This is a genomic window from Mesorhizobium sp. B2-4-13 (assembly GCF_006658535.1).
GTDB lineage: Bacteria > Pseudomonadota > Alphaproteobacteria > Rhizobiales > Rhizobiaceae > Mesorhizobium > Mesorhizobium australicum.
The window spans coordinates 99393-113767 of sequence record NZ_VFVB01000001.1; the positions used below are offsets into that span (position 1 = coordinate 99393).

Annotated in this window: 17 protein-coding genes; 10 read left to right on the forward strand and 7 right to left on the reverse strand. The window is 63.3% G+C overall.

What is annotated here, in order from left to right; genetic code table 11:
* Positions 1 to 51: 51 nt before the first annotated feature.
* From FJ936_RS00535 to FJ936_RS00545, 3 genes are all read right to left on the reverse strand, one after another.
* Positions 52 to 1053, reverse strand: coding sequence for an LLM class flavin-dependent oxidoreductase (locus tag FJ936_RS00535; RefSeq protein WP_140719225.1), 1002 nt, complete (start codon positions 1051 to 1053; stop codon positions 52 to 54).
* A complete protein-coding gene (locus FJ936_RS00540) occupies positions 1050 to 1880 on the reverse strand; it encodes an arylamine N-acetyltransferase (RefSeq protein WP_141905995.1) in 831 nt (276 codons plus the stop codon). The genes FJ936_RS00535 and FJ936_RS00540 overlap by 4 nt, the downstream gene beginning before the upstream one ends.
* Before the next feature lie 70 nt (positions 1881 to 1950).
* A complete protein-coding gene (locus FJ936_RS00545; RefSeq protein WP_015314446.1) occupies positions 1951 to 3120 on the reverse strand; it encodes an AI-2E family transporter in 1170 nt (389 codons plus the stop codon).
* Between the two features lie 302 nt (positions 3121 to 3422).
* Between FJ936_RS00545 and FJ936_RS00550 the strand changes: the two genes are divergently transcribed.
* A complete protein-coding gene (locus tag FJ936_RS00550; protein ID WP_140789958.1) occupies positions 3423 to 3989 on the forward strand; it encodes a carboxymuconolactone decarboxylase family protein in 567 nt (188 codons plus the stop codon).
* 94 nt (positions 3990 to 4083) lie between these two features.
* Positions 4084 to 4920: a helix-turn-helix transcriptional regulator gene (locus tag FJ936_RS00555; protein WP_140789956.1), complete on the forward strand. Its 837-nt coding sequence runs from the start codon at positions 4084 to 4086 to the stop codon at positions 4918 to 4920.
* A gap of 49 nt (positions 4921 to 4969) precedes the next feature.
* Here the strand turns inward: FJ936_RS00555 and FJ936_RS00560 are convergent, their stop codons facing one another.
* Positions 4970 to 6031, reverse strand: a complete 1062-nt coding sequence (locus FJ936_RS00560; RefSeq protein ID WP_015314445.1) for an LLM class flavin-dependent oxidoreductase — start codon at positions 6029 to 6031, stop codon at positions 4970 to 4972.
* A 339-nt stretch (positions 6032 to 6370) separates the two neighbouring features.
* On the opposite strand from FJ936_RS00560, the gene FJ936_RS00565 reads away from it, so the two are divergent.
* Positions 6371 to 6799: a DUF6481 family protein gene (locus FJ936_RS00565; RefSeq protein WP_015314444.1), complete on the forward strand. Its 429-nt coding sequence runs from the start codon at positions 6371 to 6373 to the stop codon at positions 6797 to 6799.
* A gap of 157 nt (positions 6800 to 6956) precedes the next feature.
* Here the strand turns inward: FJ936_RS00565 and sugE are convergent, their stop codons facing one another.
* On the reverse strand, positions 6957 to 7271 hold the full coding sequence (sugE, locus tag FJ936_RS00570) for a quaternary ammonium compound efflux SMR transporter SugE (protein WP_140789954.1): 315 nt from the start codon (positions 7269 to 7271) through the stop codon (positions 6957 to 6959).
* Between the two features lie 198 nt (positions 7272 to 7469).
* Complete coding sequence (locus FJ936_RS31135; protein WP_015314442.1) at positions 7470 to 7595, reverse strand: hypothetical protein; 126 nt, start codon at positions 7593 to 7595, stop codon at positions 7470 to 7472.
* A gap of 210 nt (positions 7596 to 7805) precedes the next feature.
* On the opposite strand from FJ936_RS31135, the gene FJ936_RS00580 reads away from it, so the two are divergent.
* The 3 genes from FJ936_RS00580 to FJ936_RS00590 all read left to right on the forward strand — a co-directional run bounded on the left by FJ936_RS00580 (position 7806) and on the right by FJ936_RS00590 (position 10220).
* A complete protein-coding gene (locus FJ936_RS00580; protein WP_140789952.1) occupies positions 7806 to 8615 on the forward strand; it encodes a transglutaminase family protein in 810 nt (269 codons plus the stop codon).
* 118 nt (positions 8616 to 8733) lie between these two features.
* Complete coding sequence (locus tag FJ936_RS00585; RefSeq protein WP_140789950.1) at positions 8734 to 9687, forward strand: cation diffusion facilitator family transporter; 954 nt, start codon at positions 8734 to 8736, stop codon at positions 9685 to 9687.
* Between the two features lie 128 nt (positions 9688 to 9815).
* Complete coding sequence (locus FJ936_RS00590; protein ID WP_140789948.1) at positions 9816 to 10220, forward strand: GFA family protein; 405 nt, start codon at positions 9816 to 9818, stop codon at positions 10218 to 10220.
* A 3-nt stretch (positions 10221 to 10223) separates the two neighbouring features.
* Here FJ936_RS00590 and FJ936_RS00595 read toward each other — a convergent pair whose 3' ends face one another.
* Positions 10224 to 11480 carry a DNA recombination protein RmuC gene (locus FJ936_RS00595; RefSeq protein WP_140789946.1) on the reverse strand — a complete coding sequence of 419 codons (1257 nt, stop codon included), beginning with the start codon at positions 11478 to 11480 and terminating at the stop codon, positions 10224 to 10226.
* Between the two features lie 103 nt (positions 11481 to 11583).
* On the opposite strand from FJ936_RS00595, the gene def reads away from it, so the two are divergent.
* From def to truA, 4 genes are read left to right on the forward strand one after another with little or no spacing between them, the layout of a single operon-like run.
* Positions 11584 to 12114, forward strand: coding sequence for a peptide deformylase (gene def, locus FJ936_RS00600; protein ID WP_141905996.1), 531 nt, complete (start codon positions 11584 to 11586; stop codon positions 12112 to 12114).
* Positions 12115 to 12118: 4 nt separating this feature from the next.
* Positions 12119 to 13072 carry a methionyl-tRNA formyltransferase gene (gene fmt / locus FJ936_RS00605; protein ID WP_140660150.1) on the forward strand — a complete coding sequence of 318 codons (954 nt, stop codon included), beginning with the start codon at positions 12119 to 12121 and terminating at the stop codon, positions 13070 to 13072.
* Positions 13069 to 13575 (forward strand): N-acetyltransferase, encoded by a 507-nt coding sequence (locus FJ936_RS00610; protein ID WP_141905997.1) that lies wholly within the window; start codon positions 13069 to 13071, stop codon positions 13573 to 13575. The genes fmt and FJ936_RS00610 overlap by 4 nt, the downstream gene beginning before the upstream one ends.
* Positions 13576 to 13598: 23 nt before the next feature.
* Positions 13599 to 14351, forward strand: a complete 753-nt coding sequence (truA, locus tag FJ936_RS00615; RefSeq protein ID WP_141905998.1) for a tRNA pseudouridine(38-40) synthase TruA — start codon at positions 13599 to 13601, stop codon at positions 14349 to 14351.
* The last annotated feature ends 24 nt before the right edge of the window (positions 14352 to 14375 follow it).

Sequence of the window (14375 nt, forward strand, 5' to 3'; positions counted from 1 at the left end):
CCCCGCACTTAGCAGAGCATCGACGTCGGCAAAAGCTCCAGGCCGCCTGTTTCAGGCCGCTTGCGACAACGATCTGTGCGCCTCGGCCAAAATCTCGAAGGAGCGCACGCGGGCGGCGTGGTCCGATATCTGCGCCGTGACCATCAGCTCGTCGGCGCCGGTGCGTCGCACGAACGCATCGATGCCTTGCCGGACTGTTTCCGGTGAGCCGACGACGGCGCAGGACAGCGCCTGGCTGAGCATGGACTTGGCCATAGGGTCGAGATCCCGGTCATAGTTCTCGACCGGGGGCGGCAATTTTCCGGGCCTGCCGGTGCGCAGATTGACGAAGGCCTGCTGCAGCGAAGTAAACAGCAGCCGCGCCTCTGCGTCGGTGGGTGCCGCGAAGACGTTGAGGCCGAGCATGACATGCGGCTTTTCGAGCTGCTCCGACGGCTGGAAGCGCGAGCGGTAGATGTCAAGCGCATGATCGAGTTCCGCCGGCGCGAAATGCGAGGCGAAGGCGTAGGGCAGGCCGAGCATGGCGGCGAGCTGCGCGCCGTAGAGGCTCGACCCGAGAATCCAGATCGGCACCGTCTGGCCCTCGCCGGGCACGGCACGCAGACGCTGGCCTTCCTCGGCCGGCAGGAAATAGCCCATCAGCTCGACGACATCCTGCGGGAAATTGTCGGCGCCGGCCTCGAGATTGCGGCGCAGCGCGCGCGCCGTGTTCATGTCGGTGCCGGGAGCGCGACCGAGGCCAAGGTCGATGCGGCCGGGAAACAGGGCGGCGAGCGTGCCGAATTGCTCGGCGATCACCAGCGGCGCATGGTTGGGCAGCATGATGCCGCCGGCGCCGACACGAATGGTTTTGGTGCCGCCGGCGACATGGGCGATGACGACCGATGTGGCCGCGCTGGCGATGCCCGGCATGTTGTGATGTTCGGCCAGCCAGTAGCGCTTGTAGCCGAGCCGCTCGGCGTGGCGGGCGAGATCGAGCGAATTTGCGAGCGATTGCGAGGCATCGCTGCCTTCGACGATCGGCGACAAGTCGAGAACGGAAAGTTCGGTCATATACTGGTCTCCACGATCTTCTTCTCGCGCACCTGGGCCTCGAAGGCCTTGCGGTCGGGAATGGTGATGCCGAGCTGGCCTTCCAGCGTGTCGGCAAGTTCGGCGGCGGTGGCGATCTGCTTCTGCTCGGTGCGGCCATCGACGTGATGGATCGATAGGCGATCGCCGCGCAGCGCATAGCGCCGGTCGGGTGCGGCGCGGGCCGCTATGACGGAAGTGAGGAAATGCGATGCCGGGTTGTTCGACAGGAAGTAATTGGCGACGGAATAGTCGACCTCATAGTGCGGCTGCAGGTCGAAGCGATATAGCGAGCGCCAGTCGCCGCCGATCAAGGCCTGCAGGAAATGATCGCCGGCCTCGACGATGCGAAATGTCTCGTGCGGCGTTTTTTGTTCCCGGCCGGGCTTCAGCAGCAGCGGCGCCGTAAGCGTCAGGCCGCCGAATCCGACGTCGGCGATATAGGTGTGGCCGTCAAGCTCGACGCGCAAAAGCATGTGGCTACGCGCCGTGATGGCGTCCTCGCTCTGCCCCCAAAGCACACGCGCGGCAAGGCCGCCGACCTTGAAGCCGAGCGCCTTCAGCGCGTGCATGAAGAGGAGATTGTGCTCGAAGCAATAGCCGCCACGCCCACCAAGGACGATCTTGCCCTGCAGCGAGGCGATATCCAATCGGACCGGGCGTCCCAGAAACGGATCCATATTCTCGAACGGGATCGCCTGCGGATGCAGGAAATGGAGCGTCTTCAGCGTGTCGAGCGAAGCGTGCCCGGAACCGGCATGGCCGATCCGGGCGAAATAGGCGTCGAGGTCGAAGGGAACGTCATTCATTGGGAAGGGCACCGGGCACTGATCGGCCGGATATAAGCATTCGATCCCGCCGTCGCAAACCGTGCGCCGGTTATCCGGCTGCCGCGGCGTCCTGCTCGTCGGCTTCGTCCTCAACGACCGCCGTGTGTTGGGCGGCGAGAAAATTGCCGACATGGCTAAGGCTCTCGAAATGATCGCAGAACACCTTGACGACGACCAGCAGCGGCACCGCCATCAGGGCGCCGACGAAGCCCCACAGCCATGACCAGAACGCGATGGCGATGAAGATCGCCACGGCGTTGATCTCGAGCCGCCGCCCGACCACCATCGGCGTCACGAACTGGCCTTCGATGATGTCGCACAAAACCAGGAAGGCAGGCGCCAACAGGGCATAGGCGATCGTGTCGAAGGTGATGAGCGCGATGACGGTGACCAGGACAAGCGTGATCATGGCCCCGACATAGGGTAGGAAATTGAGCAGGGCGGCCGCCGCGCCCCAGACCAAGGGATTGGGCATGCCGAGCGCCCACAGGCCGAGGCCGATGACCGTGCCGAGGCCGGTGTTGATGATGGTGACGGTGAGCAGATAATGCGAGATTTCCCGCTCGACGTCGTAGACGACGCGCAGCGCCCGCTTCTTTTCGGTGAGGCTGGCGAAGGACTGGATGATCTTCTCGTAGAACATCGTGCCCGAGGCGAGCAGGAACAGCGACAGCACGAAGATGATGGTCAGGCTTGTCCCAGCCGACAGGATGTTGCTCGCCGCCGACGAGAAGAAGCCGGACTGCGCTACCGCGACCTTTTGCACACCCGGTTCCTGCGATGTCTCGGTCAGCCCTTCGATCTGGTGCGCGATGTCCATGATCCTCTCGAGCGGCCGTCGCAACTGCGCCAATCGCTCGGTCAGCTGCTGGCCGATGGACGATGTGTTGTTGATGAGATCGATGACAGGCCCACTGAGCACATAGCCGGCGCTTGCGAAGACGAAGATCGACACAAGCACCAGAAGCGTCGCCGAAACCACTTCGGGAATGCCGCGCTTGCGCAGCAGCCGCACGATTGGGGTCAGCGTCAGCGCCAGCAGGAAGGCTAGGATGACCGGCATGAAAAAAGCGCGCGCGAAATAGAGCGCATAGACGGTCATGAACAGGAAGATACCGATGAGCAACGAGCGCATGAGACGCGTATCGGCACGCGCCGCCACTCGCGATTCTTCGGCTTCGGCAACGCCTGCGCCCAAAGCGGTGGGTTCGGCCTTCATCGCGATCCCCTCGGCGGGCACATCACAACTGATGCAATCCGCAGACGGAAACGCCAGCGCGGCTTCAAGGTTCCGTTAGCCGGCACTGACGGCGTGGCCGCCTTCGAGCGGCGGCGCCGTCAATATAGCTCAAACCGACGGCTCGGCTGCGAGCGTTCCACGATTACATGCCGTGTAATTGAGTCCGGGCAGGCGGCGGGCCTAGTACGGGAGCAGGCCTTCGCAGCCCAAGGGCTCGCAAGGCTGGCGCGGCGAGGATGTCGCCGGCACGATTACGCCCACCCCTGAAAGAGGACATCACGATGCAAAGATTTACCCTTCAAACAACCGAGTCGGCGCCGGAGAAATCCAGGCCCGCGTTGAAGGCGCTTGAGGAGAAGTTTGGCTTTCTTCCGAACGTCATGGCGACGATGGCCAACAATCCGGTTCTCCTCAATGGTTTCGTCAGCAGCTTCGGCAGTTTCCACGGCGGAAGCTTCGACGAGATCGAAAAGCAGGTGCTGCTGCTGACCAACGCGGTCACCATCAAATGCCCCTGGACCGTCGCCGCGCATTCGACATTCGCTATCGAGGATGGGATTGCGGAAAGCGAAGTCAAGGCGATCCGGGATGGCAGGTTGCCGACGGACCCAAAATATGCGGCACTCTCGGCCCTGACGAGGGCGCTGATCGAAAACAAGGGAAACGTGAGTGACGCGGACATCGATGCGTTTGCTTCGGCGGGCTATTCGAAAGCCCAGATCCTGGAAGTGGTAACCGGCGTCGGCGTCTCCACCATGGCGGCAACCACCACCAACATGGCCGGCACGCCGATCGAAGAGCGCTTCCAGCCGCAGGCATGGTCTCCCGCCGCCGCGATTGCCGCCTGACCCGATCGACGGCGCATGGATCTTCTGGTGCCATGCGCCGTCGCTGCGTGATTGCATCGCGTGTATCGTTCGAGGGACTGCGAGGACAGCGGGCATGAAGACCAACTCCAGAACGGCCATGACACCCGACCTGGGCACGCTCTTGCGTTACTGGCGCGATGTGCGTGGCAGAAGCCAGCTTGATCTATCCCTCGATACGGGCATTTCGCAAAGGCAGATCAGTTTCATCGAAAGCGGACGCAGCGTTCCCGGCCGTGAGACCTTGATGGCGATCGCGGGGGCGCTCGATGTCCCTTTGCGCGAGCGTAATGCCCTGCTTTTGGCGGCGGGCTACGCGCCGATGTTTTCCGAAGGCGCCTGGAACTCCATGGAAATGAAGAGCGTCACCGACGCCCTGACGCGCATCATGCGCCAGCATGAACCCTATCCGGCGCTGGTCATGGACCGGTACTGGAATGTGCTGATGACCAACGAAGCCGCACCGCTCTTCTTCGGCTGTTTCCTCGACATGGCCGCGCGCGAAGGGCCGCGCAACATGCTCCACCTCATGTTCGATCCCAAAGGCATGCGCCCGTTCGTCGCCAATTGGCCCGACGTGGCGCGGAGCCTGTTCGAGCGGGTCTATCGCGAATCCATCGGCCGCGTCGTCGACGAAAAGACCAGGGAGTTGCTGGCGGCGCTGCTCGCCTACCCGGACGTGAACAGCGATTGGAAAAATCCGGTGGCGATCGGCTTCATGCCGGTCATTCCGCTTGGCTTCATCAAGGACGGTCGCCGCCTGGACTACTTTTCGATGGTCACCACGGTCGGCACTCCCCAAACCGTCGCCGCCCAGGAACTGCGCATCGAGTGCCTGTTCCCAGCCGACGAGGCGACCGAAATCCATCATGCCGCGATGATGGATGCGGCCCTACACCGGGCAACGCGATAAGCATGCTCATCCAGGGCTCATGGAATGAGGCTCGCGGGCCTCCTTAAGTTCACGCGACAGGCGCCGCCACGGTCGGCGCGGATTTCGCGGTTTCCTTGCGTACGATCGGCGCCACCTTGGTGCCGTAGAGCTCGATCGCCTTCATGATCTTGGCGTGCGGCATGGTGCCGATCGCCATCTGCAGCAGGAAGCGGTCATTACCGAACACCCTGTGCTGGGTCACGATCTTTTCCGCCACCTGCTCCGGATTGCCGACGAACAGCGCGCCGTCGGGACCACGCGACTGGTCGAAATGCGCACGCGATGTCGGACCCCAGCCGCGCTCACGGCCGATGCGGTTCATCACCTCGGCCTGGGGGCCGTAGAAGTCGTCCGCCGCCTGCTCGGTCGTGTCGGCGATGAAGCCATGCACGTTGATGCTGGTCGCCAACCCCGTCGGATCGCCGCCAGCGCGCTTGGCAGCCTCACGGTAGAGGTCGAACAGCGGCGCGAAGCGCGCCGGTTCGCCGCCGATGATGGCAAGCGCCAGCGGCAGGCCGAGCGCGCCCGCCCGAGCGGCCGATTGCGGCGTTCCGCCAATGGCGATCCAGACCGGCAGCCTGTCCTGGAAGGGCCTGGGATAGACGCCGCGATCGTTGATCGGCGCGCGCAGCCTACCCGACCAGGTAACCTTCACCTGATCGCGGATGGCCAGCAGCAGGTCGAGCTTTTCGGCGAACAGCTCGTCATAGTCTTCGAGGTTGTAGCCGAATAGCGGGAAGGATTCGATGAACGAACCTCGCCCAGCCATGATCTCGGCGCGGCCGCCCGACAGAAGGTCGAGCGTGGAAAACTGCTGGAAAACGCGCACCGGATCGTCGGAGGACAATACCGTCACCGCACTGGTCAGCTTGATGCGCTTCGAACGCTCCGCCGCCGCGGCCAAAGCCACGACCGGTGCCGAGGCGGCATAGTCCGGCCGGTGGTGTTCGCCGAGGCCGAAGACGTCGAGCCCGACCTGGTCGGCAAGTTCGATCTCCTCGATCAGGTTGCGCAGCCGCTCATGCGGACCGATGGCGCCGGGACCCGGCACAGGGCTCACATCGGCAAAAGTGTAGAGGCCGAGTTCCATTTGGATGTCATCCCAGTGTGTTGATTGTTGCGCTAGGGTCGGATGATTTTAGCTCTGTTCGACCTGAAATCTGAATCCGACCCTAAATCGAAGAGATAGATAGAGCATGATATCGTCCGAAAACCGCTTTCCCCTTTTCGGCATCATGCTCCAGAGGTAGCGACGCGTCCGTCGCGCCGCCAGAGGCTGGCTGGTGAACAGTGCATGTCGATTTCGGCGGAAAATGCGTCTCCCGGGTGCAACATCCCGGAATTTCATGGCTGGCATGCCGTTTTGGCGCTTGAACTCCCGGTTTTCGCGCGTATGTAAGCGTCGCGAATAGACTTCAAGGAAGTGGACTTGGCTATCTACAGGGAAAAAGACATTTTCGAGCGGCGCAATGCCGCGACCGAGGCAAAGAAGGCGCTTCTGGAGCGCTTCAAGTCAAAGCCGGCAGCAGACGATCCCGCGGTGCTGGCACGACAGGCCGAACGCAAGGCGATCCTTGCGGCTCGTGAGATCCGCGAGGCCGAGAAGGCCAAGCTGAAGCAGGAAAAGCTGGCACGCGAGGCGATTGAGAAAGCCGAGCGTGAGGCAGCAGCCGAAGCTGCGCGCATTGCCGCCGAAGAGGCAGCGCAAGCGGATGCCAAGCTTCGGGAAGCTGAAGAGAACGAGCGTATCGCTCGTTTGCTTGCCGATGAAGCAGAGCGCAAGGCAAAGCGCGACGCACGCTATGCGGCACGCAAGCAGCGCACCGGCAGGACACCGCCCGGCTTTACGGGTCGCTAACAGCGCACTCGCCTCGATGGATGATGAATGAGGGACGCGCCAAGGCGCGGCCCTTTTTCGCGTTTGTCGGTGTTGCCCACGGGAAGCCTCCCTGCATTCAGGGATGTCGATTCATGGATGTCAGCTCGGTCGATAGCGTCAGCGGTGGACAGGCCATTCAGGCCGCGAATTTCAGCCCCATGATCCCGCTGACGATCAACGCGATGCAGCCGAGCCTGATCGCCGTCGCGGGCTCGCCCAGCAGCCAGACGCCGAGCAGCGCCGTGCCGACGGTGCCGATACCGGTCCACACCGCATAGGCTGTGCCGACAGGCAGGGTTTTCAGCGCCAGGCCAAGCAAGGTCAAACTGACGATCATCGACGCGACCGTGAGCACGGTCGGAACAAGCCTGGTGAAGCCGTCGGTGTATTTGAGCCCGATCGCCCAGCCGATTTCGAACAGGCCGGCGAAGAACAGAAGAATCCATGGCATCGGAACGCTCCATCCAGAACATCCGGCCGAAAGGTCTTCGGATGCTCAATCAAACAATGGGCGGGCCGTCCCAACCGGATTTCGGGAAATGCGAGGTCGTCCCCGCATCGTCGATATAGGGTGTCTGAACGCCCAATCAACAATTCGCCGGCGGCATGTCGGACGCCGCCGGTGAAATCCATGCACGCTCTGCGATATCTACTTTTCCTTGATCCTCGTCGCCTTGACCGGCGGCGCCTTCAGGGCCGGAGCGGCTACAGGCTTCTTGGCGTCTTTCTTTGGTTTGCGGGCTTCCTTGCCTGCCTTCATCGCACCTTTAGCCATGATTCGTTCCTCCAGTTGCGGGAAACGAAGTGAAACAAGACAAACGCCAGACTGCAAGAGGCGAGTGCCTGCTGCCGGCGCCGGCAGGCCGCTTTCAACCGGTTTCTAATTTGCTCGTAAACCCCGGCAGTCCATGCCATGCTTGTCTTCGCACTGCAGCATCGACCCGTGCACCGCGGGTGATCGTCAGGCAGGCCGGTCAGGACGACAATGCGGATCCATATCGGCTGCGAGATGAGCTTCGACTTTCCGCAGGAAACGCCGCTCATCGCAATGCTCAATGTCCACTATTCCCGCGCCTCCGATCTTGAGCGCCCGGATTTCCTGACCTCCAACCCGCCAGTGCCGATTGAGAGTTATCGCGACAGTTTCGGCAACTGGTGCAACCGGCTCGTCGCCCCGCCCGGGCGTTTCACTTTCGGTACGGATGCGGTGATCCGCGACTCCGGCACATTCGAGATGAGCGAGTTGATGGCGTGGCAGCATGAGGTGCGCGACCTGCCGGCTGAAACGCTGCTGTTCCTGCTGCCCAGCCGCTTTTGCGAAAGCGACCTCTTGGCAAGCGAGGCATGGCGGCTGTTCGGCCATATGCCATCAGGCATCCCGCGCGTGCAGGCGGTGTGCGATTTCGTCCACAACCACATCGTCTTCGACTACGGCAACGCACGGGTGACGCGCACCGCCGCGGAAGCCTGGCGCGAACGGAGCGGCGTGTGCCGCGATTTCGCGCATCTTGCCGTCACGTTTTGCCGGGCACTCAATATCCCGACGCGCTACTGCACAGGCTACATCAGCGACATCGGCATGCCGAAGCCTTGGGCGAGCATGGATTTCTGCGCCTGGATGGAGGTTTATCTCGGCGGCCGCTGGCACGCTTTCGATCCGCGCAACAACGCGCCACGCATCGGCCGCATCCTGATCGCCTCCGGCCGCGACGCGGCGGATGTGCCGCTAACCCATATCTTCGGGCCAGGGTTGCTTGCGGGCTTCAAAGTGTGGACCGACGAGATCCAGGAATAGCCGGCCTTCCCGCCAGCAGGTTTCGAACACATTGAACGACCCGACGATTGGCGCGTTGTGATGGCTGTGCAACTCCGCGGCAGAGCCGCTACACCGTCTCGAAGAGGATAGAACCTGCATGGCTGGACACGGCGGCTCCAGAACGGTCATCTACGCGGCGCTCGCCGGCAATCTCGCCATAGCGCTGACCAAGTTCGCCGCCGCCTTTTTCACCGGCAGTTCGGCCATGCTGTCGGAAGGCGTCCATTCGCTGGTCGATACAGGCAATGGCGGCCTGCTGCTCTACGGCATGCACCGGGCGGCACGCCCCGCGGACAGCTCGCACCCGCTCGGCCATGGCCGTGAACTCTATTTCTGGAGCTTTATCGTCGCCCTTCTGGTCTTCGCGCTGGGCGCTGGCGTGTCGTTCTACGAAGGCATCATCCATATCATGGCGCCGGAGCCGGTCGCCAACGCCAGAATGAACTACATCGTTCTCGGCCTGTCCTTCCTTTTCGAAGGCAGCTCCTGGCTGGTGGCGCTGAAGGAATTCCGCAAGCAGAAGGGCAAGCAGGGCTGGCTGCAAGCCGTGCAGTCGAGCAAGGACCCGAGCGTCTACACGGTGCTGTTCGAAGACAGTGCAGCCCTTCTCGGCCTGGCCGTCGCCTTTGCCGGCATATTGGCGGCGGAGATTTTCAACATGCCCGAACTCGACGGCGCCGCCTCGATCGGCATCTCACTCATCCTCGGCACGACCGCAATCTTCCTGGCGCGTGAAAGCAAGGGCCTGCTCATCGGCGAGCCGGCCTCACCCGAGGTGCAGAGGAAGGTGCTGGCGATCGTCCAGCAGGATCCGGCGGTGCAGCGGGCGAACGGCGTGCTGACGGTGCATATGGGCCCGGAAGAAATCGTTGCCGGCCTGAGCATCGAATTCGAGGACCATTTGTCGGCGCCGGAGATCGAGGCCTGTGTCGAGCGCATCGAGGCGCGGTTGAAGAAGGAGATGCCTGAGATCACGCGGCTGTTCGTCAAGCCGCAGACGTCAGGCACCTGGGAAAAGCGGCGCAAGTTGATCGAATCCGCACCCGGATAGAATTCGAGTACGAACTTTTGCGACACCGCGGTCCACTTTTCGGGATTCTGGCCTCTGGACCAGAGCCCCGCCGTTGCCTCGTGTCTCCGTGCCGCTAAAATCAGCCGATCGATGTTGGAGGAATGACGATGAAGATCGACGGCGGCTGCCATTGTGGCGCCATCACCTATGAGGCGGAGGTCGACCCGGAGAAGACCTCGATCTGCCACTGTACCGATTGCCAGCAGCTGACCGGTACGGCATTTCGCGTCTCGGTGCGGGTGCCCGAAGAGGATTATCGGATCACCAAGGGCAGACCGAAGGTCTACATCAAGACCGGGTCCAGCGGCGCCAAGCGCGCCCAAGGTTTCTGCGGCGAGTGCGGCTCGCATCTCTACGCGACATCGGTGGACGACGGACCGAAGGTCTACGGCGTCCGCGTCGGTACGGCGCGGCAGCGCGAGGAACTCGTGCCGAGGCGGCAGTTCTGGCACCGGTCAGCGCTGCACTGGCTTCCGGAATTCGAGGGTATGACGACGGTCGAAGAGCAGTAGCGTTCAGTCGTCGCCTTCGACGACCCTCAATCTCAGCTGCCCGGTCTTTGAATCGGCAGCGCGCGGTGCGGCCTCCACCTTGGCAGGGGCGCCGCCGCGCGGGGCGTCGGGCTCGCCTTCTCCGAATTCCAGCGCCTCGATCTTCTGGCCACGCTTGGTCACTTTCGAGGTCGAGACGAGTATGTCTTCGATGTCCTTGGCCGACTGGCCGAAATGGCCCTGCAATTTGCGCACCCGCTCGTCGACACGCTGGACGTCTTCCATCAGCCTGATGACTTCGCCCTGGATCAGATGCGCCTGCTCGCGCATGCGCGCATCCTTGAGGATCGCCTGGATGACCTGGATCGACAGCATCAAGAGCGAAGGCGAGACGATGATGACGCGGGCACGGTGCGCCTTCTGGACAACCGCTTCGAAATTCTCGTGGATTTCGGCGAACACCGATTCCGACGGCACGAACATGAAGGCGGTGTCCTGCGTTTCACCCTGCAGCAGGTATTTTTCCGAAATGTCGCGGACATGGACCTCGATATCGCGGCGGAAGGCCTGGGCCGCGACCTTCTGCAGGTCGGCGTTATCGGCGGCCCGGATGGCATTCCACGCTTCCAGGGGAAATTTGGCATCGATGGCAAGCGACGGCGCGCCGTTCGGCATTTTCACCAGGCAGTCCGGCCGGCTGCCGTTCGACAGCGTCGCCTGGAATTCGTAGGCGCCGTGCGGCAGGCCGTCGGCGACGATCGCCTCCATGCGCGACTGGCCGAAGGCGCCGCGCGTCTGCTTGTTGGAGAGGATCGCCTGCAGCTGCACGACCTGGCCGGCCAGCGACTGGATGTTGCCTTGCGCGGTGTCGATGACCGCCAGCCGCTCCTGCAGTTTCGCCAGGCTCTCATGCGTGGACTTGGTCTGCTCGGTCATGGTCTGGCCGATGCGGCCGGTCATGGCGTCGAGCCGCTGGCCGATCGACTGCGTCAATTCGGCTTGGCGGGCGCCGAACACTTCGGCGATGGCGCCCATGCGGCCCTGCATCTCGGCCTGGGATTGCAGAATGCCGGCCATCCGCGCCTCGGCGTCGCGGGCATGGTCGGCGGCTTCCGCTGCGGCGACCGCGCGCGCCTTGGCCGAGCGCCACAGCGCGATGACGAGCGCCACGAACAAGCCGAGAAACAGCAATGTGGCGACGGCCAAGACGTGGCCGAGCGTGATAGTCGAGGCGCCGAGCCGTGCGGCGGGCTCCGAAAGGATGGTGCTCAGATCATTCATGTGGACAGCATAGCCGATTCGGCGGTCTGGCACAGATCAAAACGTGAACGAGGCGCAGGCGCACCGGTTGACGCCTTTCTATTGAGGTCTTAGGTGAAACGCCATGCCGATCAAGCCGCTTATCATTCTTCCCGATCCCATCCTGCGCCAGGTCTCCAAGCCGGTGGAGCGCGTCGACGCGCCGGTACGCAAACTGGCCGACGATATGCTGGCAACCATGTATGACGCACCCGGCATCGGGTTGGCGGCAATCCAGGTCGGCGAGCCTCTGCGCATGCTGGTGATCGATCTCGCCAAGGAAGACGAAACCTCGGCGCCACACGTCTTCATCAACCCGGAAATTCTCGAAAGCGCCGACGCGCGGTCCGTCTACGAGGAAGGCTGTCTGTCGATCCCTGATTACTATGCCGAGGTCGAGCGCCCGGCTTCGGTGAGGGTCAAATATCTGGACCGTGACGGCAAGCTGCAGGAGATCGAGGCCGAGGGGCTGATGGCAACCTGCCTGCAGCACGAAATCGACCACCTCAACGGCGTGCTGTTCATCGACCACATCTCGAAGCTGAAGCGCGACATGGTGGTGAAGAAGTTCAAGAAGCTCGCCAGGGACAAGGCGCCAGGCAAGCTGGTGGGATAGGGCAATGCCCCTTCGCGTCATCTTCATGGGCACGCCGGAGTTTTCGGTGCCGACGCTGCGCGCCATCGCCGAGGCTGGCCACGAGATTTCAGCCGTCTACACGCAGCCACCGCGCGCCGCCGGCCGGCGCGGGTTGGAACTGACGCCGTCACCGGTGCAGCGCGAGGCCGGGCGGCTTGGCATCGAGGCGCGAACACCGGCATCGTTGAAAAGCGAGGCCGAGCAGGCCGCTTTTGCCGACCTCGGCGGCGATATCGCCGTGGTCGTCGCCTATGGATTGCTGTTGCCCAAGGCAATTCTTGACGCACCCCGGCTTGGCTGCGTCAACGGCCACGCATCGCTTTTGCCGCGCTGGCGTGGCGCCGCGCCGATCCAGCGCGCCATCATGGCTGGAGATACCGAGACCGGCATGATGGTGATGCGCATGGAGGCGGGGCTGGATACCGGCCCGGTGGGACTGGTTGAAAAATGCGCCATCGGCCCCGATATGACAGCCGGCGATCTGCATGATCGGTTGATGAGTGTCGGCGCTGCCCTGATGGTGGAAGCGTTGGCGCGGCTGGAACAGAACACCCTGGCATTTACCGCGCAGGCGGCCGAAGGGGTGACTTACGCCAGGAAAATCGATAAATCCGAGACGCGCGTGGAGTGGACACGGCCCGCGGCCGAGGTTCACAATCACATTCGTGGCCTGTCGCCGTTTCCCGGCGCCTGGTCCGAGATTGAAATTGGCGGCCGTATGGAACGGCTGAAACTGCTTCGCTCGACGCTATCCGAAGGCGTGTCGCCTTCGGAAGATTTGGGCGAGTCGGGAGGAATTCTCGATGACCGGCTGACAGTCGCCTGCGGAAAAGGCGCGGTCAGGCTGGTCGAAGTTCAACGTGCGGGCGGAAAGCCCGCCGCCGCGTCGGAATTCCTGCGCGGAGCCAAGATCGAAAAAGGACTGAAATTCTCATGAGCATGATGTCGATACGCGCGGCGACGCCGCGGGACCGCGAGGCCATCCGCCTCGTCGAGGAACACGCTTTCGGCCAGCAGACGGAGGCCGGACTGGTCGACGCGTTGGTGACCGGCGGTGACGCCGTCGTCGAACTGGTGGCGGAAGAGGACGGCCAGGCCGTCGGCCATATCCTGTTTTCGCGGCTGTTCGTGCAGAACGGCGGCAAGAGCTTTGCCGCCGTGGCGCTTGCGCCGCTGGCGGTGGAGCCTTCCTTTCACGGCTCCGGCATCGGCGGCGCCTTGATCCGCGAGGCTCATATCCGGCTCAAGGACGCCGGCGAGACACTGGCCGTCGTGCTGGGCGATCCGGCCTATTACGGCCGTTTCGGCTATAGCCACGCCCGCGCAGAAAAGTTCGAAAGCGAATACCAGGGCGAGGCGCTGCAGGCGCTGGCCTGGGGCGAAGCTCCCGAATCCGGCAGGCTGGTCTACGCCTCCGCCTTCACCGCTCTCGCCGCCTAGGCGGGGGCGTATAGCCGACCGGCATGCCGCGTTTTCGCCTCGATATCGAATATGACGGCAGCCTGTTTGCCGGCTGGCAGCATCAGGCCGACCAGCCTTCGGTGCAGCAGGCGATCGAGCAGGCGATCGAGAAATTCTGCGGCGAGGCGATCCGGCTGCGGGCCGCCGGCCGCACCGATGCCGGCGTGCACGCGACCGCGCAGGTGGCGCATGTCGACCTTGCCAAGGCGTGGCCCGACGACAAGGTGCGCGATGCCATCAATGCACACCTGCAGGCGGCCGGCGCGCGCATCGTCATCCTGAAGGCCATGATCGTCCCGGACGATTTCGATGCCCGTTTCTCCGCCATCGGCCGGCACTATCTCTACCGCATCCTCAACCGGCGGGCGCCCTCGGCGCTGGACAAGGGTAAGGTGTGGTGGGTGCCGAAGCGGCTCGATGCCGCCGCCATGCACGAGGCGGCGAAGCTCCTGCTCGGCCGGCACGACTTCACCACCTTCCGCTCGACGCAGTGCCAGGCTAACAGCCCGATCAGGACATTGGAGCGGCTCGATGTGAGCCGGGCGGGCGATGATCTGATCGAGGTGAGGGCATCGGCACGATCCTTCCTGCACAACCAGGTGCGCTCGATGGTCGGCTCGCTGAAGCGGGTCGGCGACGGCGGCTGGACATCGGGCGACCTCAAGGCGGCGCTCGAGGCGCGAAACCGCGCCGCCTGCGGCCAAGTGGCGCCGCCCGACGGGCTTTTTCTCATTGGCGTCGATTATCCCGGGTAGAACCCTGGTTCTCCCGGGTAGAAC